The sequence below is a fragment of the Janthinobacterium sp. CG3 genome (assembly GCF_000344615.1).
Classification (GTDB): Bacteria; Pseudomonadota; Gammaproteobacteria; order Burkholderiales; family Burkholderiaceae_D; genus Janthinobacterium.
The window spans coordinates 911953-934135 of sequence record NZ_KB467824.1 but is presented as its reverse complement, the minus strand read 5'-3'; the positions used below and the strand labels follow the sequence as shown (position 1 = coordinate 934135).

Annotated in this window: 15 protein-coding genes; 10 read left to right on the top strand and 5 right to left on the bottom strand. The window is 68.9% G+C overall.

Annotation, left to right across the window (positions count from 1 at the left end):
- Positions 1 to 180: 180 nt before the first annotated feature.
- Positions 181 to 2430 (bottom strand): carboxy terminal-processing peptidase, encoded by a 2250-nt coding sequence (locus JANGC3_RS0104125; protein WP_017875220.1) that lies wholly within the window; start codon positions 2428 to 2430, stop codon positions 181 to 183.
- Positions 2431 to 2633: 203 nt separating this feature from the next.
- The gene (locus tag JANGC3_RS0104120) at positions 2634 to 3185 is read right to left on the bottom strand and encodes a thymidine kinase (protein ID WP_017875219.1); all 552 of its coding nucleotides are present in this window, start codon (positions 3183 to 3185) and stop codon (positions 2634 to 2636) included.
- A 265-nt stretch (positions 3186 to 3450) separates the two neighbouring features.
- Here JANGC3_RS0104120 and JANGC3_RS0104115 point away from each other — a divergent pair, with 265 nt between their 5' ends.
- From JANGC3_RS0104115 to JANGC3_RS0104090, 6 genes are all read left to right on the top strand, one after another.
- On the top strand, positions 3451 to 4833 hold the full coding sequence (locus JANGC3_RS0104115) for a pyridoxal-phosphate dependent enzyme (protein ID WP_017875218.1): 1383 nt from the start codon (positions 3451 to 3453) through the stop codon (positions 4831 to 4833).
- Positions 4830 to 6020 carry a trans-sulfuration enzyme family protein gene (locus JANGC3_RS0104110; RefSeq protein ID WP_017875217.1) on the top strand — a complete coding sequence of 397 codons (1191 nt, stop codon included), beginning with the start codon at positions 4830 to 4832 and terminating at the stop codon, positions 6018 to 6020. Before JANGC3_RS0104115 ends, JANGC3_RS0104110 begins: the two co-directional genes overlap by 4 nt.
- Positions 6021 to 6359: 339 nt before the next feature.
- Entirely contained in the window at positions 6360 to 6599 is a 240-nt protein-coding gene (locus JANGC3_RS0104105) for a hypothetical protein (RefSeq protein WP_017875216.1), read from the top strand.
- A 7-nt stretch (positions 6600 to 6606) separates the two neighbouring features.
- Positions 6607 to 8511, top strand: a complete 1905-nt coding sequence (locus JANGC3_RS30595; RefSeq protein WP_157406440.1) for a PAS domain-containing protein — start codon at positions 6607 to 6609, stop codon at positions 8509 to 8511.
- A complete protein-coding gene (locus JANGC3_RS32310) occupies positions 8508 to 8762 on the top strand; it encodes a hypothetical protein (RefSeq protein ID WP_017875214.1) in 255 nt (84 codons plus the stop codon). The genes JANGC3_RS30595 and JANGC3_RS32310 overlap by 4 nt, the downstream gene beginning before the upstream one ends.
- On the top strand, positions 8759 to 10381 hold the full coding sequence (locus JANGC3_RS0104090) for a hybrid sensor histidine kinase/response regulator (RefSeq protein ID WP_157406439.1): 1623 nt from the start codon (positions 8759 to 8761) through the stop codon (positions 10379 to 10381). The genes JANGC3_RS32310 and JANGC3_RS0104090 overlap by 4 nt, the downstream gene beginning before the upstream one ends.
- Before the next feature lie 156 nt (positions 10382 to 10537).
- On the opposite strand, the gene JANGC3_RS0104085 is transcribed toward JANGC3_RS0104090, so the two are convergent.
- The gene (locus tag JANGC3_RS0104085) at positions 10538 to 11356 is read right to left on the bottom strand and encodes a hypothetical protein (protein WP_017875212.1); all 819 of its coding nucleotides are present in this window, start codon (positions 11354 to 11356) and stop codon (positions 10538 to 10540) included.
- A 350-nt stretch (positions 11357 to 11706) separates the two neighbouring features.
- Between JANGC3_RS0104085 and JANGC3_RS0104080 the strand changes: the two genes are divergently transcribed.
- The 4 genes from JANGC3_RS0104080 to JANGC3_RS0104065 all read left to right on the top strand — a co-directional run bounded on the left by JANGC3_RS0104080 (position 11707) and on the right by JANGC3_RS0104065 (position 19386).
- Complete coding sequence (locus JANGC3_RS0104080) at positions 11707 to 12822, top strand: ABC transporter substrate-binding protein (protein ID WP_232429650.1); 1116 nt, start codon at positions 11707 to 11709, stop codon at positions 12820 to 12822.
- 160 nt (positions 12823 to 12982) lie between these two features.
- Entirely contained in the window at positions 12983 to 14161 is a 1179-nt protein-coding gene (locus tag JANGC3_RS28320) for an ABC transporter substrate binding protein (protein WP_017875210.1), read from the top strand.
- A gap of 60 nt (positions 14162 to 14221) precedes the next feature.
- Positions 14222 to 18649 (top strand): EAL domain-containing protein, encoded by a 4428-nt coding sequence (locus JANGC3_RS33490; protein WP_017875209.1) that lies wholly within the window; start codon positions 14222 to 14224, stop codon positions 18647 to 18649.
- A gap of 323 nt (positions 18650 to 18972) precedes the next feature.
- Positions 18973 to 19386, top strand: coding sequence for a hypothetical protein (locus tag JANGC3_RS0104065; protein ID WP_017875208.1), 414 nt, complete (start codon positions 18973 to 18975; stop codon positions 19384 to 19386).
- 147 nt (positions 19387 to 19533) lie between these two features.
- On the opposite strand, the gene JANGC3_RS0104055 is transcribed toward JANGC3_RS0104065, so the two are convergent.
- Both JANGC3_RS0104055 and JANGC3_RS0104050 read right to left on the bottom strand, forming a co-directional pair.
- Entirely contained in the window at positions 19534 to 20634 is a 1101-nt protein-coding gene (locus tag JANGC3_RS0104055; protein WP_017875206.1) for a porin, read from the bottom strand.
- A gap of 310 nt (positions 20635 to 20944) precedes the next feature.
- A complete protein-coding gene (locus tag JANGC3_RS0104050; RefSeq protein WP_026132518.1) occupies positions 20945 to 22183 on the bottom strand; it encodes a PepSY-associated TM helix domain-containing protein in 1239 nt (412 codons plus the stop codon).

Genomic DNA, 22183 nt, shown 5'->3' with positions numbered 1-22183 from the left:
CTTATCGTAATGGAAGCTGGCGAAAAAAACAATCCCCGATTGAGCGCGTCGCGGGGCGTTCGGCGCAAGGAAGAATACGTCGCTGGAAAACAGTGTTAACCGCAACCGGCGGCGGCGCCGACGGCGAAAAAAAGCCCCGTACGATGCACGGGGCCCTTGGCCGATGGCAAGTCGCTGGCGTTACTTGGAGGCGGCCGGTTCCGGCACGTAAGGCAGCACCCGCGAGGCCAGCCGGGTATCCGTCTTGATCAAGCCCACTTCGTCGGCGAGGATGCGCACCGCTTCGTTGAGCAGCACGTCCTTGGCGCTTTTGGCCGCCTTTTCGGCGTCCAGCTCGGCCGTCAGCGCCCGTTCGTCGCCCTGCAGGCCGTCGTCGGTATGCATCGCGCCCTTCATGGCGGCGATCTGGCGCGCGGTTTTGGCCGAGGTCTTGATGTTCAAGGCCTTGTTGAGCGCGTCTTTCGGGTCCGGCAGCACCGTCAGGTCGTCGCTCGCGGCGGCGGCCAACAGGCGCCGTTCACGGGTTTTCGAACGCGCCTCCTGGCTGTCGCGCTCCTTGCGGCGCACCGTTTCGTTGAGCGAGATCAGGTTTTCCTTGCGCAATTTGGCGACCAGGGCGAGGTCTTCCTGCAAATACTGGAAGTCCTTGTCCTTCGACACGCGCGCCTCGTGCTTACGTTCGAGCAAGGGCACGATATCCTTCAAGTCGCCGGCCGGCACGAACAGCGCCGGCTTGATCGAGGTCCACGGCAACGCGTTGTCGTAGCTCGACTCGCCGAAGTTCTCGCTGTCGGACATGGCCGGCAGCTTGATGTCGGGCGTGACGCCGCGCAACTGCGTGGTGCCGCCGTTGATGCGGAAGAACTGCGCGATCGTCATCTTCAGCTCGCCGAAGCGGGCCTTCTCGTTGCCGCCGAAGCGGTCCAGGTTGATCAGCGTTTGCACCGTGCCTTTGCCGAAGCTGGCCTCGCCGATGATCACGCCGCGGCCGTAATCCTGCAGCGCGGCGGCGAAGATTTCCGACGCCGACGCCGAGCCGCGGTTGATCAGCACGCCCACCGGGCCGTCCCAGGCCAGGCCGGCGTTGGTGTCGCTCTCAATGTCGACCTTGCCCTCGGCGTTACGCTGCTGCACCACCGGCCCCTTGTCGATGAACAGGCCGGTCAGCTCGACCGCCTCGTTGAGCGAACCGCCGCCGTTGTTGCGCAAGTCGATCAGCACGTTGTCGACCTTGTCCTTCTTCAACTCGCCGAGCAGGCGCGCAACGTCGCGGGTGGCGCTCTTGTAATCCTTGTCGCCCTTGCGGCGCGCCTCGAAGTCCTGGTAGAAGGTCGGCAGGGAGATCACGCCGACGCGGCGCTTGACGCCGTTGTCCTTGACCTCGATCACGGTCTTCTTGGCGGCCTGCTCCTCCATGCTGATTTTCTTGCGCACCAGCGCGACGGTGGCGTGCTTGGCGTCGGGACCGGCGTCGGCCGGCAGCACGTCGAGGCGCACCACCGAGTCCTTGGCGCCGCGGATCTGCGTGACGACGTCGTCGATGCGCCAGCCCAGCACCTCGGTGAACGGCCCGCTTTCCCCCTGGCCGACGCCGACGATGCGATCGCCAACCTTCAGCTTGCCCGACAGGCCGGCCGGACTGCCGGGCACGATTTCGCGCACCACCGTGTATTCGTCGCGCGTTTGCAGCACCGCGCCGATACCCTCGAGCGACAGGCGCATGGCGATGTCGAAATTGTCCGACGCCCTCGGGCCGAGGTAGTTGGTGTGCGGCTCGATCGACATCGCGTAGGCGTTCATGAAGATCTGGAACACGTCTTCATTGTTGAGCTTGCGCGAGCGGCTGGTGTAGCTCTCGTAGCGCTTGTCGAGCGTCTCGCGGATCGCCTTGTCGTCCTTGCCGGCCAGCTTCAGGCGCAGCCAGTCGTTCTTGACGCGCTTGCGCCACAGTTCGCGGGCCTCGTCGTCGCCCTTCGGCCAGGCGGCTTTTTCGCGGTCGTACTGGTAGCTTTCGTCGACGGTGAAATCGAATTTGCTTTTCAGCAGCTCGCGGGCGAAGCCGATGCGCTCGTCGAAGCGCTGCTGGTACAGATTGTAGATGGCGAACGGCACCGCCAGGTTTTCACCGGTGATGGCGTCGTCGAGCTTGGAGCGCACGCCGGCGAACTGGTCGAGGTCGGCCTGCACGAAAAACAGTTTTTCGGCGTCGAGCGACTTGAAGTAACGGTCGAAGATCTTCTCCGACATGGCGTCGTCGAGCGGGGTGGCCTTGTAATGGTAGCGCGACATCACCCGCGAGGCCCACAGGGCGGCCTGGGTTTGCTGCGCCTGCGGCTTCATGGTGGGCGCCGCGATCTTTTCCGACTGGGCCGCGCCGGCCTGCGCTGACATTGCCACCGCCAGGACGACCAGCATCATTTGCTTCTTCATCGGCTTCTCCGAAAAGTGATATACGATTTACCGGCGCCGCGGCGTTGCCGCGGCCGCCGTTGAAACTGGGGCTGCGCCCGCGATCCGAGCACAATTCTACAGTATACGGCAGGGCAAAAGTCTGCCTTGCGGACCAAGTTTGCGCGAACAAGCTTAAGCCCTCGTTAAGGCGCGCGTTTTAACCGGCCGGCGTGGCGCCGCGTTCAGCCGGCGTAGAAGCAGCGGCCGCAAGCCTGGCGGTAGCGCTCGTTGCCGCCGATGCTGATCTGTTCGCCAACCTTGATGCGCTTGCCGTGTTCGTCGACGCGGATGTTCATCGTCGCCTTCTTGCCGCAGGTGCAGATGTTCTTCAGCTCCTCGATGTCGTCGGCCAACGCCAGCAGATAGGCCGAGCCGGGAAACGGCTCGCCCATGAAGTCGCTGCGCAAGCCGTAGCAGATCACCGGCACGCCCTTGACCTGCGCCAGCTGGTGCAGTTGCTGCGCTTGGCGCGTAGCGAGGAATTGCGCCTCGTCGACCAGCACGCAGGCGACCTTCGGGAGGTCGGCCAGGAAGTCGGTGTCGGCGTCGAACACGTCGACCTCGCGCTGCGGACCCAGGCGCGAGGTGACCCGGCCGACGCCGTAGCGGCTGTCGATCGCCGCCGTGTACAGGCGCACCGCCTGGCCCTGCTCTTCGTAATTGTGCGCCACTTGCAGCAGCGCCGTCGATTTGCCGGCGTTCATCGCCGAATATCTGAAATAAAGTTTCGCCATGTTGCCGACCTCTTGCTTGTCTTTCCGAGAGGGCGATTATAAATCGCGGCGGCGCCGCCGCGGCGCTTTAAAACCAAATGCCAGTTCTGGGGTCAGACCTTCTCGCCTTGGCGCCGACGGCCTGCCCCCCCTCGGCGAAAAGCGCATATGTATAAGCGTAAACATTCGTTCCCGCCGCGCGCCGCCGGGCCTAAGATCCGCCTTTTCAAAGGAAGCCGCCGCCGGGCACGAGCCGGCCGCGCCGTTCCACAGCCCAGGAGTTCGTATGCATGCCCACCCTACCCCCGCCCCCGCGCTATTCGGTCTGATCGGCAACACGCCGCTGGTCGAAGTCACCAGGCTCGACACCGGCCTGTGCCAATTGTTCCTGAAGCTGGAGTCGCACAACCCGGGCGGCTCCATCAAGGACCGCGTCGGCCTGTCCATCATCGAGGCGGCCGAGGCCGACGGCAGTCTGCGCCCCGGCGGCGTGATCGTCGAGGCGACCGCCGGCAACACCGGCCTCGGCCTGGCGCTGGTCGGCCTGCTGAAGGGCTACCGCGTGCTGCTGGTGGTGCCCGACAAGATGTCGACCGAGAAGGTGCTGCACTTGAAGGCGCTCGGCGCCGAGGTGCGCAGCACCCGCTCCGACGTCGCCAAGGGCCATCCCGAGTATTACCAGGACTACGCGGCGCGCCTGGCGGCCGAGCTGCCCGGCGCCTTCTTCGCCGACCAGTTCAACAATCCGGCCAATCCGCGCGCCCACGAAACCACGACCGCGCCGGAAATCTGGCAGCAGACCCAGCATGAACTCGACGCCATCGTCGTCGGGGTCGGCTCGTCCGGCACGCTGACCGGCTTGAGCAATTACTTCAAGACGGTGCAGCCGGACCTGGAATTCGTGCTGGCCGACCCGGCCGGCTCTATCCTCGCCGAATACGTCGACACCGGCCGCGTCGCCGACACCAGCGGCGCCTGGGCGGTGGAAGGCATCGGCGAGGACTTCATCCCCGCCATCGCCGACCTGAGCCGGGTGCGCAAGGCCTACACCATCAGCGACCAGGAAAGCTTCGACCAGGCCCGCGCGCTGCTGCGCGCCGAGGGCATCCTGGGCGGCTCGTCGACCGGCACGCTGCTGGCGGCGGCGCTGAAGTACTGCCGCGAGCAAACCACGCCGAAGCGCGTCGTCACCTTCGTTTGCGACACCGGCACGCGCTACCTGTCGAAGCTCTACAACGACGGCTGGATGCGCGACCAGGGCTTGTTGCGGCGCGCCCCGCTGGGCGACCTGCGCGACCTGATCGGCCGCCGCTACGACGAGGGCGAGGTGGTCGCCGTGGCGCCGTCCGACACCCTGCTGACGGCCTTCAACCGCATGCGCAGCGCCGACCTGGCGCAGTTGCCGGTGCTCGACGCCGGCCGCCTGGCCGGCATCATCGACGAGTCCGACCTGCTGCTACAGGTGGCGCGGCGGCCCGGCCATTTCGCCGCCCTGGTGGGCGCCAGCATGACCACCCAGCTGGAAACGCTGCGCCCGGACGCCGGCATCGACGCCCTGCGCGCCACGCTGGACCGCGGTTTGACCGCCGTGGTCGCCGACGAGCAGCGCTTCTACGGCCTGATCACCCGTTTCGACCTTCTCAACCACTTACGCAGGACACTATCTTGAGCCATACACCCACCCCAAGCGCGCGCCAGTCCCGGCTGGCGACCCGCGTCATCCACGCCGGCCAGTCGCCCGACCCGAGCACCGGCGCCATCATGCCGCCGATTTACGCCACCTCGACCTACGTGCAAGAAAGCCCGGGCGTGCACAAGGGCCTCGACTATGGCCGCTCGCACAACCCGACCCGTTGGGCGCTGGAACGCTGCGTCGCCGACCTCGAAGGCGGCGCCCAGGCGTTCGCCTTCGCCTCCGGGCTGGCGGCCATTGCGACGGTGCTGGAGCTGGCCGACGCCGGTGCCCACATCATCGCCGGCGACGACATGTACGGCGGCACCTACCGCCTGTTCGAGCGGGTGCGCCGGCGCAGCGCCGGCCTCGACTTCAGCTACGTCGACTTGACCAAGCCGGAGCTGCTGCTGGCTGCGATCCGCCCGAACACCCGCATGGTCTGGGTCGAAACGCCGACCAACCCGATGCTCAAGCTGGCCGACCTGCGCGCCATCGCCGCCATCTGCCGCGAGCGCGGCATCATCGCCGTGGCCGACAACACCTTCGCCAGCCCGATCGTGCAGCGGCCGCTGGAGTCGGGCTTCGACATCGTGGTCCACTCGACGACGAAATACCTGAACGGCCATTCCGACATCATCGGCGGCATCGCCATCGTCGGCGCCGAGCAGCGCCAGGCCGAATGGCGCGAGCAGCTGGGCTTCCTGCAAAATTCGGTGGGGGCGATCGCCGGCCCGTTCGACAGCTTCCTGGCGCTGCGCGGCGTGAAAACGCTGGCGATCCGCATGGAGCGCCATTGCGCCAGCGCGCTCGCACTGGCGCAATGGCTGGAGGCGCAACCGCAGGTCAAGCGGGTGCACTACCCGGGCCTGGCCTCGCACCCGCAGCACGCACTGGCCAAGCGGCAGATGGACGGCTTCGGCGGCATTATCTCGGTCGAGCTGGCGACCGACCTGGCCGGCGCCCGCCGCTTCCTCGAACGCTGCCAGGTGTTCGCGCTGGCCGAAAGCTTGGGCGGCGTGGAAAGCCTGATCGAGCATCCGGCCCTGATGACGCACGCCAGCATCCCGGCGCCGCAGCGCGCCGCGCTGGGCATCGGCGACGCGCTGGTGCGTTTGTCGGTCGGCATCGAGGCGCTGGAGGATTTGCGCTACGACCTGCAAACCGCGCTCGAGGCGATTTGAGGCGCTTGGCGTTGAGATAGTCACACCAGGAGGACCCGCGGTCGCCCCCCCGGGGTGTGGCCCTCATGCCGCCGCGTTAACTTTCCGTAGGTCGGATTAGATTCTATGGTCCGAGTCAAGGCTTTACTGTCACAAGCAACGGATCAAAGCTCGATTTCCCCTTCGACATCGTGAAAGCGATGCGAAGGTTTTTCCAGCGCTGCCGGCGCGCGCGTCTTAAAACGTCAATCTAGTCGGAAAATCATCTTCCGCACAGGCCCGCTTGCCGTTGTTGACACTTTCACCAATTCGGTGGAAAGTGATGCAACGCAAGTTTCATTGCGGGTCAGGGGGCGGATAATGAAAACGATACTATTTCTGTCGGCCGGCGCGTTGCTGGCGCTGCCCGCCCGCGACCGCCTGCTCAACCAACAGCGGCGTCGTCGGCGGCCGCCCGCTGCTCACGCTGGAGACCGGGCGCCGGCCGAGGGCGACTGCTTGGTCTACCTGCACAAGCGCCACGCGGCGCTGCGCAAGGTGAAGCGCGACGGTACGCACCGGGCCATCGTCGAGGCCATCATGCAGCGCGACGCGCGATAGGGCCGGCGTGCGCTCGCCCCTGCCACCGTGGTTTTGCGAACTGGGCAACAGCGCCATGGGGCGCCGCTTCGCCGTCCTGATCCTGCTGTTCAGCTCGGTGGTGACGCTGCTGTCCACCGCCCTGCAACTGGGCATCGACTACCGCCACGACGTCGGCGACATCCGCCGCCGACTCGAGCAGATCGAGTCCAACTATGCCGACAGCCTGGCGTCGAGCCTGGAGAACACCAACAGCAAGGACGTGCGATCGCAGTTGCAGGGCGCGATGCGCCTGCCCGACATGCAATACCTCGAGGTCTACGCGGAGCGAGAGCAGCTGGTGGCGACGGCCGGCCGGCCCAGGCGGGACGGCGTCATCAGCCATGAATTCACGCTGCGGTTCAGCCACGGCGGGCGCCAGGTGCGCATCGGCACGGTGCGCGCGGTGGCCAACCTGGACGGCGTCTACCGGCGCCTGCAGGACAAGGTCGTGCTCATCCTGGTGGCGCAAACGGTCAAGACCTTCCTGGTGTCGCTGTTCATCCTGCTGCTGTTCCAATACCTGGTCGGGCGCCACCTGAAGCGCATCGCCGCCTATTCCGACCGTCTGTTCGCGGTGCCGACGGCTCTGGTGCCGGCGCCGCTGGCGCTGGCCCGGCGCGGCGGCGCCGACGACGAACTGGACCAGATGGTGGCGGCGTTGAACGCCATGCGCGAACGCCTCGACCTGACCGTGCAGGGGCTGCAGGAGAGCGAATTCCGCTGGAAGTTCGCGCTCGAGGGCGCCGGCGACGGCGTCTGGGACTGGCGCCTGAGCACCGGCGACGTGATGTATTCGCTGCGCTGGAAGGACATGCTGGGCTACCAGGACGGCGACTTGGCCAACCATATCGACACCTACACCAGGCTGGCGCACCCGGACGACCTGAAGCGGGCGCGCGTGCTGCTCGACGCCAATTTCACCGGCCTGGCCGACACCTACAGCATCGAGCAGCGCATGCTGTGCAAGGACGGCAGCTGGAAGTGGGTGATGGCGCGCGGCATGGTGGTGGAAAAGGACGGCGCCGGCCACGCCACCCGCATGATCGGCACCCACACCGACGTCAGCGCGCGCCGCTGCGCCGAGGACGCGGTGCAGGCGCTGCTGGTGCAAACCGAGCACGCGCGCGCGGCGCTGCGCGCGGCCAACGCCGCCATGGAGGCGCAGGTGCGCGAGCGCACCGCCCAGCTGGAGCTGGCCAACAAGGAGCTCGAGGCGTTCTCGTACTCGGTCTCGCACGACCTGCGCAGCCCGCTGCGCGGCATCGACGGCTGGAGCCTGGCGCTGCTGGAGGACTACGGCGAACACCTCGACGCCACCGGCCGCCAGTACCTGGAGCGGGTGCGCGGCGAGTCGCAGCGCATGGGCCAGCTGATCGACGACATGCTGCAATTCTCGCGCTTGGGCCGCGCCGCGATGACGCTGCACCAGGTCGACCTGACGGCGATGGCGCGGCAGCTGGTCGAGCGCATCGCCGAGCGCGAGCCCGGGCGCGCCTTCACCTTCGACATCGAGGACGCGCTGGGCGCCTGCGGCGACTGGCGCCTGCTCGAGGTGGTACTGGGCAACCTGCTGGAGAACGCCGTCAAGTTCAGCGCCGGGCGCCAGCTGGCGCACATCAGCGTCGGCCGCGCCAGCGTGGTGGCGCCGGGCGCGGCGGGCGCGGCGCCGGCGTTTTTCGTGCGCGACAACGGCGCCGGCTTCGACATGCTATACGCGCAAAAACTCTTCGGCGTGTTCCAGCGCCTGCACCAGGCCAGCGAGTTCCCCGGCACCGGCATCGGCCTGGCGACGGTGCAGCGCATCGTCCAGCGCCACGGCGGCACGGTCTGGGGCGTGGCCGCCGTCGGCGGCGGCGCCACTTTTTACTTCACCCTGAAAGAGTCGCCATGAGCGCCAAAGCGATCCTGCTGATCGAGGACAACGCCGGCGACGTCGGCCCGGCCGAGCGCGCCCTCAAGAACAGCGACGTCACCAACCCGCCGGTGGCCGGCGACGGCCAGGAGGGGCTGGACTACCTGTTCTGCGAGGGCGTGCACGGCGGGCGCCGCGGTCGACTTCCACCAGTTCGCCGACGTGATGGGCCAGCTCGGCCTATACTGGCTGGCAATCAACGAAAGCCCGAACGGAGCTTGAAACGATGACGACACCCCTTGCCGTGCTGCTGGTCGAAGACTGCGTCAGCGACGCCGAATTGATCCTGCGCTGCCTGCGCCGCGCCGATTTCGAGCCGGAGTGCGAGCGCGTCGAAAGCGAGCCGCAACTGCTGGCGGCGCTGCGCCGGCGCAGCTGGGACGTGGTGCTGTCGGACTTCAACCTGCCCGGCTTTAGCGCCAGCGCGGCGCTGGCGCGCATGCGCGGGCTGGGCCTGGACCTGCCGTTCATCGTCGTCTCGGGCAACATCGGCGAGGAAACCGCGGTGGCGCTGATGAAATCCGGCGCGCACGACTACGTGATGAAGGCCGACCTGGCCCGCCTGGCGCCGGCGGTCAAGCGCGAAATCAACGAGGCGGCGCAGCGGCGCGAGCACCGCCGCGCCGCCGACGCGCTGCGCCAGAGCGAGGAGCGGTGGAGTTTCGCGCTCGAGGGCGCCGGCTACGGCGTCTGGGACTGGGACGTCGACAGCGGCCAGGTGCTGTTTTCGGAGTGCTGGATGGCCATGCACGGCTTCGCCGCCGGCGAAATCGAGGCCAGCATGGCCGGGCGCGAACGGCTGATCCACCCGGACGACCTGGCGCGGGTGCGGGAGGCGCTGCGCGAGCATTTGAACGGCACCACGCGGCGCTACAAGAACGAGCACCGCGCGCTGTGCAAGGACGGCAGCTGGAAATGGGTGCTCGACAACGGCATGATCGTCAGCCGCGACCCCAACGGCGCGCCGCTGCGCATGATCTGCACCCACGTCGACCTGTCGGATCGCAAGCGCGCCGAGGACGCGCTGCGCGAACTCAACGAACAGCTCGAGAGCCGGGTCGACGAGCGCACCCGCGAACTGCGCCAGGCGATGGCGCAAATCATCGAATCGGAGAAGCTGGCCTCGCTGGGCGCGCTGGTGGCGGGCGTGTCGCACGAATTGAACACGCCGATCGGCAACATGGTACTGGCCGCCTCGGCGCTGGGCGACCAGTTGCGCGATATCGGCTACGCGGTCGACGCCGGCAAGCTGACCCGCTCCGGCATGGCGCAACTGCTGGCCGAGTGCCGCGACGCCAGCGACATCATCGTGCGCAACGGCAACCGCGCCAGCGACCTGATCGACAGCTTCAAGCGCGTCTCGGTGGACCAGACCAGCCAGCGCCGGCGCCGCTTCGACCTGCGCACCACGGTGCAGGACAGCCTGAACGCGCTGGGCGCGGTGACGCGCCGGGCCAAGGCGACGGTCGAGCTGCGCATCCCCGACGGCATCGAGATGGACAGCTTCCCCGGCCACCTGGAGCAAATCGTCAACAACATCATCATGAATTCGATCACCCACGGCTTCGAGGGCAAGAGCGGCGGGCGCATCGAACTGGCCGCCAGCGTGCAGGACGGCGTGATCGAGCTGCACTACCGCGACGACGGCCAAGGCATCGCCCGCGCGCTGCAGCACAAGGTGTTCGAACCGTTCTACACCACCAAGCTGGGCCAGGGCGGCTCCGGGCTGGGGCTGTCGATCGTGCACAACCTGGTGCAGGCAATCTTCAAGGGCCGGCTGCGGCTGGAAAGCGACAGCGGCCAGGGCGTGCAATTGTTTTTCACCTTCCCGGCGGTGACGCCGCAGTAGCGCCGCCGCGCAATGCAACGCCGACGTGTCTGTGCGCCTGTCGCCCGTGGCGGCGGCATGCCGACAGCCGATGGCCATCGTCGCCACTTCGGCGGGGTCGCGCGCGCCACTGAACGGCATGGGGGGCCGCCCCCGGCGCGGCGCCCGCGCCTTGGCTCAGGAGGCGTCGACCAGCACCGCGATGCGTTCGTTGAGGGCGGCGTTTTGCGTCCTCAGCTCGGCCACGCGCTCTTGAAGCTGCGCCACTTCGGCGCGCAGCCGCTCCAACTCGGTCGGCGCGGCGCGCTCGTCCGCGTCGCCCTGCCCCGGCTCAACGCCTTCCTTGGGCGCCTTCGGCGGGCGCGCCGCGGCCCGCTGTTCGCGGATTTCCTTGGCCGCCTGTTGCAACTGCTTCCTGCCGCCGGCCACCGCGGCGACCTGCTCGGCCTGCGGCAACGACGCCACCGTGGCCGCCGCGTTGATCGAGATGGTGCCCGAACGCACCGCCTCGACCAGTTCCGGCGTCGCCGCCTTCTGGATCTTTTCAATCTGGCCGATCTGGTTGCTGCTCAGGCGCGCCGCCCTGGCGATGTCTTCGCGCGTGCTCAAAGGCGGCGTATCGTCCCACGGCGGGCCGGCGCCGTCGTCGGCCGCCGGCGCCGGCGCCACGGTCTTCGCCGCCACGATGTCCTTCTTGCGCAGCGCCAGCACGCCGCGCTGGAAGTCGGACACGCTGCGGCGCGCCAGGTGGTTGTCGATCATCCACAGCATGACGTCGTCGAGCGACGCGAAGCCGATGTTTTGCACCGTCTTGTAGGTAATGTTGTGCTTGCGGCAAATCGCGTAGCGGTTGTGGCCGTCGATCAGCACGTCGTTCCACAGTACCAGCGCGTCGCGGCAGCCCTCGGCCAGCAGGCTGCGTTCCAGCGCCGTGTACTCGCTGTCGGTGAGCGGGTCGATGAACGAGCGCAGCGTTTCGTTGATTGTAATATCCATAATTATCCTTAGTAATGCGGGCGGCGGGCGGGCGGCGCGCGCCACGCGGCGGCGCCGCCCGTTGTCGCGCCGCCCGAATGCTACACCATCGCGGCCGCCGGCCCGCTGCCGGCGGCGCTAAAAAAATCGCATTTTTGTGCATAATTCCCGCGCCCGCGGCTATACTCGTTCCTGTTGTAAATACAACTACCAGGAAACTCGAACAAGCTACGTCGTTTGATCGGCAACGGCCCGGCCACGGCGCGGCGGGCGCCTTATTGATTGCAGCGTGAAACTATCATGAGTCATATTCGAACCTGCGCACGGCGCGCTATCCGGGCGGCCAAGCGGCCGTGCGGACCAGGCGGGCATTGATTGCGCGCCTGACAGGGGCGCGCGCGCCGCGCGCCGCGCCGCCCCGACGGGCGCCGCCGCCGGCGCCCTGGCGGGCGCTGCTGCGGGTCTGTCTGTGCGGCTGCTTGTGGGCCGGCGCGGCGCGCGCCAGCCCGGCGGCGGCGCCCGAGTGGCCCGGCGCGCCCGCTGACGCCACCGCCGCCACGCTGCGGCGCGCCGCGCCGACCGTGCTGGCGCAGTTGGCCGAGCCGGCCCGGCCGGCGCCCGCCGCCAGCGAGCCAATCGCCGTGCTGTTCCCGGACATCGGCGAACCCTACCGCAAGGTCTTCACCGAAATCATCGAGGGCATCGAGGAGCACGCCCGCGTCGCCGTGCGCAGCTATCCGGTCGGCGCCAACGCCGACGCCGCCGAATTGCAGGCGGCGCTGAAGCGCCACGGCAGCCGCGTCGTCATTGCGCTCGGGCGCCAGGGCGTGAAGGCGGCCGGCGCGCTCGACGCCGGCATCGGCGTGGTGGTCGGCGGCGTCAGCTCGGTGCCCGAACCGGAACGCCTGACCGGTATCAGCCTGACGCCCGACCCGGCGCTGCTGTTCACCCAGCTGCGCGCGCTGCTGCCCGAGGTGCGCCGCGTCATCGTGGTCTACAACCCGCAGCACAACGAGGCGCTGCTCAAGCTGGCGCGCGAGGCCGCCCGCGCCCAAGGCTTGGAGCTGGCCGCGCTGGAGGCGCGCGACCTGGCCGGCGCGGCGCGCCTGTACGACAGCGCGCTGGCGGGCGCCGACGGCCGCCGCGACGCGCTCTGGCTGCCGCAGGACCCGACCACCGTCGACGAGGCCACCATCTTGCCGATCGTGCTGAAGCAGTCGTGGAGCCGCAACGTGGCGATTTTCTCCAGCAGCTTCCTGCACGTCAAGAAGGGCGCGCTGTTCGCGCTGTACCCGAACCACGCCGAACTGGGCCGCGGACTGGCCCGGCTGGCCATCGCCATGCTCGGCGCCGAGCCGCCCAGGCGCGGCGTGCTGCCGCTGCGCGAGGTGCGCGGCGCCATCAACCTGCGCACCGCCGGCCATTTGGGACTGAGCATCGGCGCCGGCCAGCAGCGCGGCTTCGACTTCGTCTTCCAGGAACCGTGAGGCGGAAACCACAGCCCCTGGCGGGCGCGGCAATAATTGCTTTCCGGCACGCCAAAGTTCTTTTCAATTTGCCAAGAGCAAGCTTATACTACTACCGGTACTCGATGGCCCCGTCCACCGCTCTCCGCACTTGCGTCCCAGGGACCCCACCAGACCGCTAATGAACAAGAATCCGACCTTCGCCGCCGCCGTTGCGCGCGCCCTGCTGTATTTACCGCTGCTGCTGCTGGCGCCGGGCTGGTGCGCCGGTTCCACCGGCCTGCCCGGCGGCGCCGCGGCGCGCAGCCTGCAAATCGAGCTTCCGGGCGGCGCCGGCCAGGGCGCCGGGCTGCCGGCGTTCGCCCCGCTGCCCGCCCTGCCCGGCGTGTTCGACCCGGCCCAGGCGCCGGCGTTCGGCCCGGCCGCCTTCAAGCCGGTCACGCTGGCCCAGCTCGAGGACCAGTTGCGCCGGCCCGAGCTGCAGGCTTCGATCGGCAAGGGCGGCAGCATCGCGGTGCTGTACCCGAACGTCGACGAGCCCTTCCGCAGCGCCTTCGTCGGCATGATCCAGGGCATCGAGGAACGCACCAAGCTGCGCGTGCGCAGCTACGCGCTGGAGCCGAAGGTCGACGCCGCCGAGCTGAACGCCACCCTCAAGCACAACGGCACCCGCGTCGTCATCGCGCTGGGGCGGCAGGGCTTGAACGCGGCCGCCACGCTGGACCGCGAGATCACGGTGCTGGTCGGCGGCGTGCTGCTGCTGTCGGACAGCGACAACGTCGCCGGCATCAGCCTCACGCCCGACCCGGCGCTGCTGTTCGCGCGCCTGCGCGCGCTGCTGCCGGAGCTGCGCCGCGTGGTGGTGGTCTACAACCCGAAAAAGAGCGACTGGCTGATCAAGCTGGGGCGCGAGGCCGCCCGCGCCCAGGGCCTGGAGCTGTCGGCCCACGTCGCCGGCGACCTGGCCGAGGCGGCGCGCCTGTACACCGGCCTGATCGGCGCCGCCGACAACCGCCGCGACGCCGTCTGGCTGCCGCACGACACCACCACCGTCGAGGAAACCACGATTTTGCCGCTGGTGTTGCGCGAATCGTGGAACAGCGGCGTGCCGATTTTTTCCAGCAACGTGCTGCACGTGAAAAAAGGCGCGCTGTTCGCGATGATGCCCAACAACGTGGAACTGGGCCGCACGCTGGCCAGCTCAGCGCTGGGGGTGATCGCCGGCGACGGCCGCCGCCGCAGCGTGGTGCCGCTGCGCGAGCTGCACTCGGCGATCAACCTGCGCACCGCCAACCATATCGGCCTGAACCTGGGCCAGCAGCAACAGCGCAACTTCGACGTCGTCTTCCCCCAACCCTGACGCCCGATGCCGCTGCCGTTCAACCTCCGATGTAAGCATCGATTTCCGAGCCCGGCACCTATGTTGCAACAATATTTACGCCGTACCGGCTTCCGGCGCCAGCTGACCGTCATCGTCTCGGCCGCCATCATTTGCCTGGCGCTGTTTTCCTCGCTGATGAACTCGTGGGAGGCGAGCGCGCGCATGCGCGACTATTTCGTCGAGCAGGGCCAGCGCGTGGCCGAGAATCTGGCGCGCCAGAGCACGCTGGCGCTGCTGTTCCATTCGGCCGAGAACGCCCGCGAGGTGGTCGCCGCCACCCTCGCCTTCCCCGACGTCGAGGGCTTGCAAATCAGCGACACGCGCCAGCGCGTGGTGCTGGCGCAGGCCAAGCCGGGCGCGCTGTTTTCCGCCGCGGCGCGCGCCGCGCCCGGGCGCGCCCGCCTGGTCGGCGAAACCGCCGACGCCTGGCTGTTCGGCGCCCCGGTCTACGGCGGCCAAGCCGAGGCCTCGCCGTTCGAGTTGCAGGAGCGCGACGCCCAATTGATCGGTTACGTCCACGTGCAGGTCGGCAAGGGCACGCTGAAGCGCCTGACCTGGTCGCTGTTGCTGGGCAACCTGGCCATCACGCTGTCTTTCGCGGTGATCCTGCTGGTGTTGCTGCGCCTGCTGACGCGCCACCTGATCGGCCCGCTCAACGCGCTCTCGGCGCTGATGCGCCGCGCCCAGTCCGGCCAGTCCGGCATGCGCGCCGCGCCGGAGGGGCCGCGCGACCTGATCGAAATGGCGTCCGCCTTCAACCAGATGATGAGCGTGCTGGAACAGCGCGAGGCCGAGTTGAAGGACTCGCGCGACGCCGCCGTCAGCATGGCCCAGGTCAAGGCGCAGTTCGCCGCCACCGTCAGCCACGAGGTGCGCACCCCGCTCAACGGCGTCGTCGGCATGCTCGACTTGCTCAAGGAAATGGGTTTGAACCGGCGCCAGCAGGAATGCGTCGACGTCGCCTGGACCTCGTCGCGCACCTTGATCGAGCTGATCAACAACATCCTCGATTTTTCCAAAATGGAGGCCGGCAAGGTCACGCTGGAGGAGGCCGACTTCGACCTGCGCACGCTGGTCGAGGAAGCCATCGAGCTGGTGGCCCGCCAGGCCCAGCAAAAAGACCTCGGCCTGGGCTACCTGTTCGAACCGGGCGTGCCCGAGCGCGTGCGCGGCGACTCGCTGCGGCTGCGGCAAATCCTCATCAACCTGCTCGGCAACGCCGTCAAGTTCACCGAGCGCGGCGAAGTGGCCGTGCTGATCGGGCTTGACGCCGACGCCGCCCACGGTTGCGGCTTGCGCTTCGCGGTGCGCGACAGCGGCATCGGCATCAGCCCGCAAGCCCAGCAGCACCTGTTCGAATCGTTCGTCCAGCCCGACCCGTCGACCACCCGGCGCTACGGCGGCACCGGCCTGGGCCTGGCGATCTGCAAGCAACTGGTGGGCCTGCTGGGCGGCGAGATCGGCCTGCACAGCGCGCCCGGCGCCGGCACCACCTTCACCTTCACGGTGCGCTGCCAGCCGGCCGCCGACGCGGCGCCGGCGCCGGCGCCGTTGGCCGCGCTGGCCGGGCTGCGCGTGCTGCTGGTCGAGCGCAGCGAAATCGTCCGCGACTTCGTCCAGCTGACGCTGGCGCAGCAGGGCGTGCCCTGCTTCGCCAGCAACTGCCCCCAGGCGGCGCTGGCCGAACTGCTGGCGGCGGCGCGCGCCGGCGAGCCCTACCACGTGCTCGTCGTCGAGGCCGGCCCGGACGGCGACGGCGCCGCGCTGGCGCGGCGCATCGACGCCGCCGTGCCGGCGCCGCAACTGCTGGTGCTGGGCGGCTACGGCGCCGCCGCCGCCGACGGCCACGCCACGCTGAACAAACCGCTGCGCCAGCGCCGCCTGCTGGGCGCGCTGGCCGAGCTGCTGGCCGGCCCGCCCGCCGCCGACCCGCTGGCCGCGGCGGCGCCGGCCGACGCCGCGCCGGCGCAATTTCGCGTGCTGGTGGCCGAGGACAACCGCACCAACCGCATGGTCGCCGGCGGTATGCTGGCGATGAACGGCTGCGTCTGCGAATTCGCCGCCGACGGGCGCGAGGCGGTCGAGGCGGCCCAGCGCGGCCGCTTCGACCTGATCCTGATGGATTGCAGTATGCCGGAAATGGACGGCTACGAGGCCACCGCCCGCATCCGCGCCGCCGAACAAGCGCTGGGCCGGCGCACGCCGCTGCTGGCGATGACGGCCAACACCCAGCGCGGCGACGCCGAGAAATGCCTGGCCGCCGGCATGGACGACTACCTGGCCAAGCCGATCACGCTGGCCGAACTGCGCCAAAAACTCGACAAATGGCTGCCGCGCGGCCAGGCGGCCGCCGCCGCGCCGGCGCACGCTGAAGACGACGCCGCCGGCGCCGACGCCCCGGCCGGCGCCGGCCCGGTCGACCGCGCCGTCTTCGACAAGCTGCGCGAGCTCCTCGGCGCCGCCCTGCCGCAGGCGGTCGAGCCGTTCCTGGAAGACGCGCCGGGCTACCTGCTGGAACTGGAGCGCGCGGTGCGCGACGGCGACGGCGAGTCCGCCCGCGCCAGCGCGCACGCCCTCAAGGGCGCCTCCGGCAACCTGGGCGCGGCGACACTGGCGCAACTGGCCGGCCAGGCCGAGCAACTGGCGATCGGCCGGCGCGGCGGCCACATCGCCCCGCTGCTGGCGCCGCTGCGCGCCGCCTACGACGAGGTGGCCACCTTCCTGGCGCTGGAAATGGCGGCGCAGTTGCACGACGCCGCCGCCGCGCCCGAGGAGCAGGCGCTGGTGCTGATCGTCGACGACGACCGCAGCACCCGCAGCACGCTGCGCCACACGCTGCAGCGCAACGGCTTCCGCGTCGAAGAGGCCGCCGACGGCGCCCAGGCGCTGGCGCTGCTGGCGCACTTCCAGCCGGACGTCATCCTGATGGACGCGGTGATGCCGGTGATGGACGGCTTCAGCGCCTGCGCGCGCATGCAGGCGCTGCCGGGCGGCAGCGCGGTGCCGGTGTTGATGATCACGGCGCTGCAAGACAACGCCTCGGTCGAGCGCGCCTTCGCCGCCGGCGCCAGCGACTACATCCCGAAACCGATCCACTACGCCGTGCTGTCGCAGCGGGTGCGCCGCATCATCGAGGCCAACCGCGCCGAGAAGCGCATCCGCCACCTGGCCTACAACGACGTGCTGACCGGGCTGCCCAACCGCACGCTGTTCTTCGAACTGCTGGCCGGCGGCATCGCCCAGGCCGGCGCCGCCGACGCCCAGCTGGCGGTGCTGTTCCTCGACCTGGACCGCTTCAAATACGTCAACGACAACCTCGGCCACGACGTCGGCGACCGCCTGCTGGTGGCGGTGGCGCAGCGCGTGCGCCGCTGCGTGCGCGCCGGCGACACCGTGGCGCGCCTGGGCGGCGACGAGTTCACCGTGGTGCTGGGCGAGATCGACGGCCCGGCCGCGGCGGCCGCGACGGCGCAGCACATCGTGCGCGCGCTGGCGGCGCCGTACCAGATCGACGGCCACGACATCTTCGTCACCAGCAGCATCGGCATCGCCCTGTATCCGCGCGACGGCGGCGACGTCGCCACGCTGGTCAAGCACGCCGACAGCGCCATGTACCGCGCCAAGAAGACCAACACCGGCTTCCAGTTTTACGAAGCGTCGATGGCGCAATTGATCTCCGAGCACGTGCGCCTGGAGAGCGACCTGCGCCACGCGCTCGAAAACCGCCAGTTGCAGGTCTACTACCAGCCCCAGGCCAGGCTGGCCGACGGGCGCGTGATCGGCATGGAGGCGCTGGTGCGCTGGCCGCACCCGACCCGCGGCATGGTCTCGCCGGTCGAGTTCATCGCGCTGGCCGAGGAAACCGGCTTGATCAATCCGCTCGGCGACTGGGTGCTGCGCACCGCCTGCGCCCAGTTGCAGCAATGGATCACCGAGGGCCTGCCGCCGATGCGCGTGGCGGTCAACCTGTCGGTGCGCCAGTTGCTGCAGAAGGACTTCGCCGCCTCGGTCGAGGCGGCGCTGGCCGACACCGGCCTGGCGCCGCACCTGCTGGAGCTGGAAATCACCGAAAGCACGCTGATGGAATACGCGCAGGACACCTTGATGGCGCTGCACCGCCTGCGCGCGCTCGGCGTGCGCCTGTCGATCGACGACTTCGGCACCGGCTACTCCTCGCTGTCCTACCTGAAGCGCTTCCCGGTCGACATCATCAAGATCGACCGCTCCTTCGTGCGCGACCTGCCGCAGGACGCCGACGACGCCGCCATCGTCGCCGCCATCATCGCGCTGGCGCACAGCCTGCGCCTGGAGGTCGTGGCCGAGGGCGTGGAGACGGCGGCGCAGCTGCGCTTCCTTCAGGAGAACCGCTGCGACATACTGCAGGGCTATTACCTGAGTCCGGCGGTACCGGCCGCGCAGTTCGCCCAATTGGTACGCCAGCGCGCCCCGACGCCGCTGCTGGCCTGAACCCGCTGCTAAGCCCGGCCGCTGTGGCGCGCGCCGCCCGGCGGCCTGTTCGACGCATTCGCCGTCGCGCCAATTGAGCGCCGTCAAAGGTCGCGCGGAAAACCCGCGGACGTGGCAGTTTCAGCCAAGCTTCATCAAAGGAACACTCGGACATTGGCAAAAATCTGGCTACACTGATGGCATGAATCGTAGTCTAGCAAAGCGCCTTTTTCCTGGTTCGGGCCGCGGGCGCGTCGCCGACGCTGCACCGCGGCTTGGACGCCGATGAGCGAACCGGTGGCCGTTGCCGCCCCGGTTCTTCCCTGCCACAAGGAACCCTGTCTATGAAATACGCTGCCACCCTCACCGCCGACGCCGGCGGCTACGTCGTCACCTTCCGCGACATTCCCGAGGCCATGACCCAGGGCGACGACCACGCCGAAGCGATGTTCATGGCCCGCGAGATACTCTGCGAGGCGATCCGCGTCTATTTCGACGAAAAGCGGCCGGTGCCGCTGCCCTCGCCGCCGCGCAAGGGCGAGCGCCTGGTGGACCTGCCGATCAGCGTCGCCGCCAAGGTACTGCTGCTCAACGAAATGCTGACGCAGGCGGTGACGACGTCGGAGCTGGCGCGGCGCCTCGACACCAACCGCCAGGAAGTGAACCGCCTGATCAATCCGGCGCACGCGACCAAAATCGACCGCATCGAAGAGGCCATGAAGGCGCTGGGGCGGCAACTGGACGTCGTCGCCGCCTAGGCTGCCGGGCCGCCGATCGCGGTGTACCCGTAAAAGCCGCCGAGGTAGGTCGACTTGCGCACCGCCGTTGCCGGCGCGAACTCGTTTTCGCCGCCCGCCCCCGCCACGCCCGCGGCCGCGGCGCCAGCTGCACGCGGTGTCGAAACCCTAGAAATCGTGGCTCATGCCCATCACCCAGCCGGTTGGGCTGGCGCCCGGGCCGGCGGCCGCCGAATTCAAGCCGTTGGTGCCGAAGCGGTAGTTCGCCCTGGCTTCGTTGGCGATGCGGGTGGCGTAGGCATACAGTTGCGTGCGTTTCGACAGATTATGCTCGTAACCGAGCACATACGTCGTCGCCCCCGACCGCGGCCCCTTGACGAGTCGCGCACCGTCGCTGCCGACCTGGGTGGTGGCGCCGTCCGGCGCCGATCCGCGGCCGTCGCCGGCGGCGCCGTATTTGGCCGAGAGCACGCCGGCGCCGACCTTGTAGCCGAGCGAGACGGTCCAGTAGTCGCGCGTGACGTCGCCGCTGGCCAGCTGGTAGCTGAGGCGCGTCACGCCGCCCGCCACGTCGACGACGCCGAAGTCGTACTTGGCGCCGAGGCGGTAGGCCATGTCGTGGCGGCCCGGCAGGAAGTTGTCGTGGCGCCCGAGCCCGGCGCCAAGCTTGAGCTTGCCCCGGCTGTACGAGGCGGCCGCGGTCAAGGCCGTCTTGCCGCCGTGCTGCTCGTCCTCCAGGCCGTACTGCAGTTCGCCCTTGAAGCCGTTGACGGTGGGCGAGTCGTAGCGCAGCGAATTGACCTGGGTGCGGGTGAAGCCACCGCCGCCGCCGCCGAGCGTGGCGATGGTGGCGTCGTTGCCGATGCCGGTGCCCTTGTAGCGGTCGGTGTATTCGCCCATGCCTTTGAAGACGTCGTCAAAAAAGCCCAGCCGCAGCCTGCCCCAGCCGCCCTCCAGGCCGACGAAGGTGTCGCGTCCGGCCAGCGTGCCGCTGCCAGAGTCGACGCCGACCGAGGCCTCGATCTGGTAGATGGCCTTCAAACCGTCGCCCAGCGCCTCGACGCCGCGAAAGCCCAGCCGCGAGGAATTGCTCGACAAGCGGGTCACGTCGCCGGAGGTGGCGCCGGTCGGCTTGCTGAAGCTGATATGCTCGACGTCGACGTTCAGGCGGCCGTAGACCTGCACGCTCGATTGCGCTTGCGCGCCCTGTACGCAGAGCGCGGATACGGCCAGGACGGACGCTGCCGCCGCCAGATTCTTCTTGTTCATTTTCCATCTCTCCATTCGGGCGATCAGGTCGCCCGTGTTGTTGTAGTGAAACCGATGCGCTGTTGAGCGCCCGGCCGACATCCCGTCGGTGCCGCCGGCCCGGCCGCGCCGATGCGGCGGACGGGTCGGCGGCGTGTGGCAGCTTGGCACCCGACTTGAGCGCAGTCTAGAACGGATTTTTTGGAATAGCGAGCGGCGGCGGCCGCGCCGGACGCCGTTTCTTGCAAGCCGCTGTCAACTACCTTTCAGTCAGCTTTCACTGGCGCGGGCGGCGCGCCGGCGCGGCGTGCCCTTCGCCTGTATAAAGGGATCAGCCAAGCGATCGGGACGACATGCCAGCGTTGCCGCTGGCGCGCGGTGTCCGCGCCGCGACCGTGCGGGCGCGCCGCTTGCGCAGCCAGATCAGCAGTCCGGTCACGCTAAGCATTGCCACCAGCGCGCCCATCACCGAGATCATGATGCGCCCGGGCATACCGATGATGCGCCCCGAATGCAGTGGAAACTGGGCCTGCAGGAAAATGTCGCCGGCGCTGCCGGTGCCGGGGACGCTGGCGCCGGCGGCGCTGCCGTCCTTGCCGTCGAAATACAGCCAGTTGTTGCCCAGGCCGCCGTCGCCATGGTCGTTGCCGGCCTCGAAGAAGCCGACGCCGTACAGGCCGAACGCCGACGAGTAGAACACGCCGCCGGCCGGCAGCGTCCAGCCGCGCCGCCGCGCCTCGGCCCGCGCCAGCGCCATCACCTGCTCGCGGCTCACTTGCGCCTCGATCGGCCGCTCCGGCGGCTGCTGCTGGCGGCTGTCGAAGGCGCTTGGCGTCAACGTCGACAACGCCTCGACCAGCGGGCGCATCACCTGGCGGTTCAGGTTCATCGACACCGACGTCACCGCCAACAGCAGCAGCAACAGCCAGACCCAGACGGCGCCGGAGCGGTGCAGGTCGAAATTGAGCTTGTGGCCGCCCTGGCGCCAGCGGAAGGCGAACGACTTGCGCCAGCTGCGCCAGTTCGGAAACGACAGCCACAGCGCGATCAGGCAATCGGCCACCCAGACCACGGCGATGATACCCATCAGCCAGACGCCCAATTCGATACCCCAGCCCTCGGGAATATGCATCGTGTAGTGCAACTTGTACAGGAAGGGCAGCAGGTTTTCGCGGTTCAGGCCGATCTCGCCCCACAGGCGCCGGCCCTGCTCCCGGCCGGTGACCGGGTCGAGCGCGATCTGGTTGAAGCCCAGCTCGAACGGTTTGCCGGTGGCCGGGTCGATGCGGCCCTCGACCTGCAGCAGCGAGGTGTGGCCCGGCTCGACCGCGGTCAGCACGTAGCCGACGCGCACGCGCGGGTCGGCCCGCTCGACCTGGCGCGCCAGGTCGACGCCGAACATTTGCGCCCCGGCGTCGCCGGCGCTGCGGGCGTCGAACAGTTGCGGGTTGAGCCAGGCGTCAAGCTCGTGGTCCCAGGAGATCACCGCGCCGGTGGCGCCGGCGATGAACAGGAAAATCGCCGCCGCCAGCCCGAACCAGCGGTGCAGCAGGACCAGCACGGGCCGCAA

Bases quoted from the DNA above. Each gene is read 5' to 3' on its own strand.
- JANGC3_RS32310 (WP_017875214.1), top strand. From the start codon at position 8,508: ATGAGCGCCAAAGCGATCCTGCTGATCGAGGACAACGCCGGCGACGTC.
- JANGC3_RS33490 (WP_017875209.1), top strand. From the start codon at position 14,222: ATGTTGCAACAATATTTACGCCGTACCGGCTTCCGGCGCCAGCTGACC.
- JANGC3_RS0104090 (WP_157406439.1), top strand. From the start codon at position 8,759: ATGACGACACCCCTTGCCGTGCTGCTGGTCGAAGACTGCGTCAGCGAC.
- JANGC3_RS0104115 (WP_017875218.1), top strand. From the start codon at position 3,451: ATGCATGCCCACCCTACCCCCGCCCCCGCGCTATTCGGTCTGATCGGC.
- JANGC3_RS0104055 (WP_017875206.1), bottom strand. From the start codon at position 20,634: ATGAACAAGAAGAATCTGGCGGCGGCAGCGTCCGTCCTGGCCGTATCC.
- JANGC3_RS28320 (WP_017875210.1), top strand. From the start codon at position 12,983: ATGAACAAGAATCCGACCTTCGCCGCCGCCGTTGCGCGCGCCCTGCTG.
- JANGC3_RS0104120 (WP_017875219.1), bottom strand. From the start codon at position 3,185: ATGGCGAAACTTTATTTCAGATATTCGGCGATGAACGCCGGCAAATCG.
- JANGC3_RS0104065 (WP_017875208.1), top strand. From the start codon at position 18,973: ATGAAATACGCTGCCACCCTCACCGCCGACGCCGGCGGCTACGTCGTC.
- JANGC3_RS0104125 (WP_017875220.1), bottom strand. From the start codon at position 2,430: ATGAAGAAGCAAATGATGCTGGTCGTCCTGGCGGTGGCAATGTCAGCG.
- JANGC3_RS0104085 (WP_017875212.1), bottom strand. From the start codon at position 11,356: ATGGATATTACAATCAACGAAACGCTGCGCTCGTTCATCGACCCGCTC.
- JANGC3_RS0104105 (WP_017875216.1), top strand. From the start codon at position 6,360: ATGAAAACGATACTATTTCTGTCGGCCGGCGCGTTGCTGGCGCTGCCC.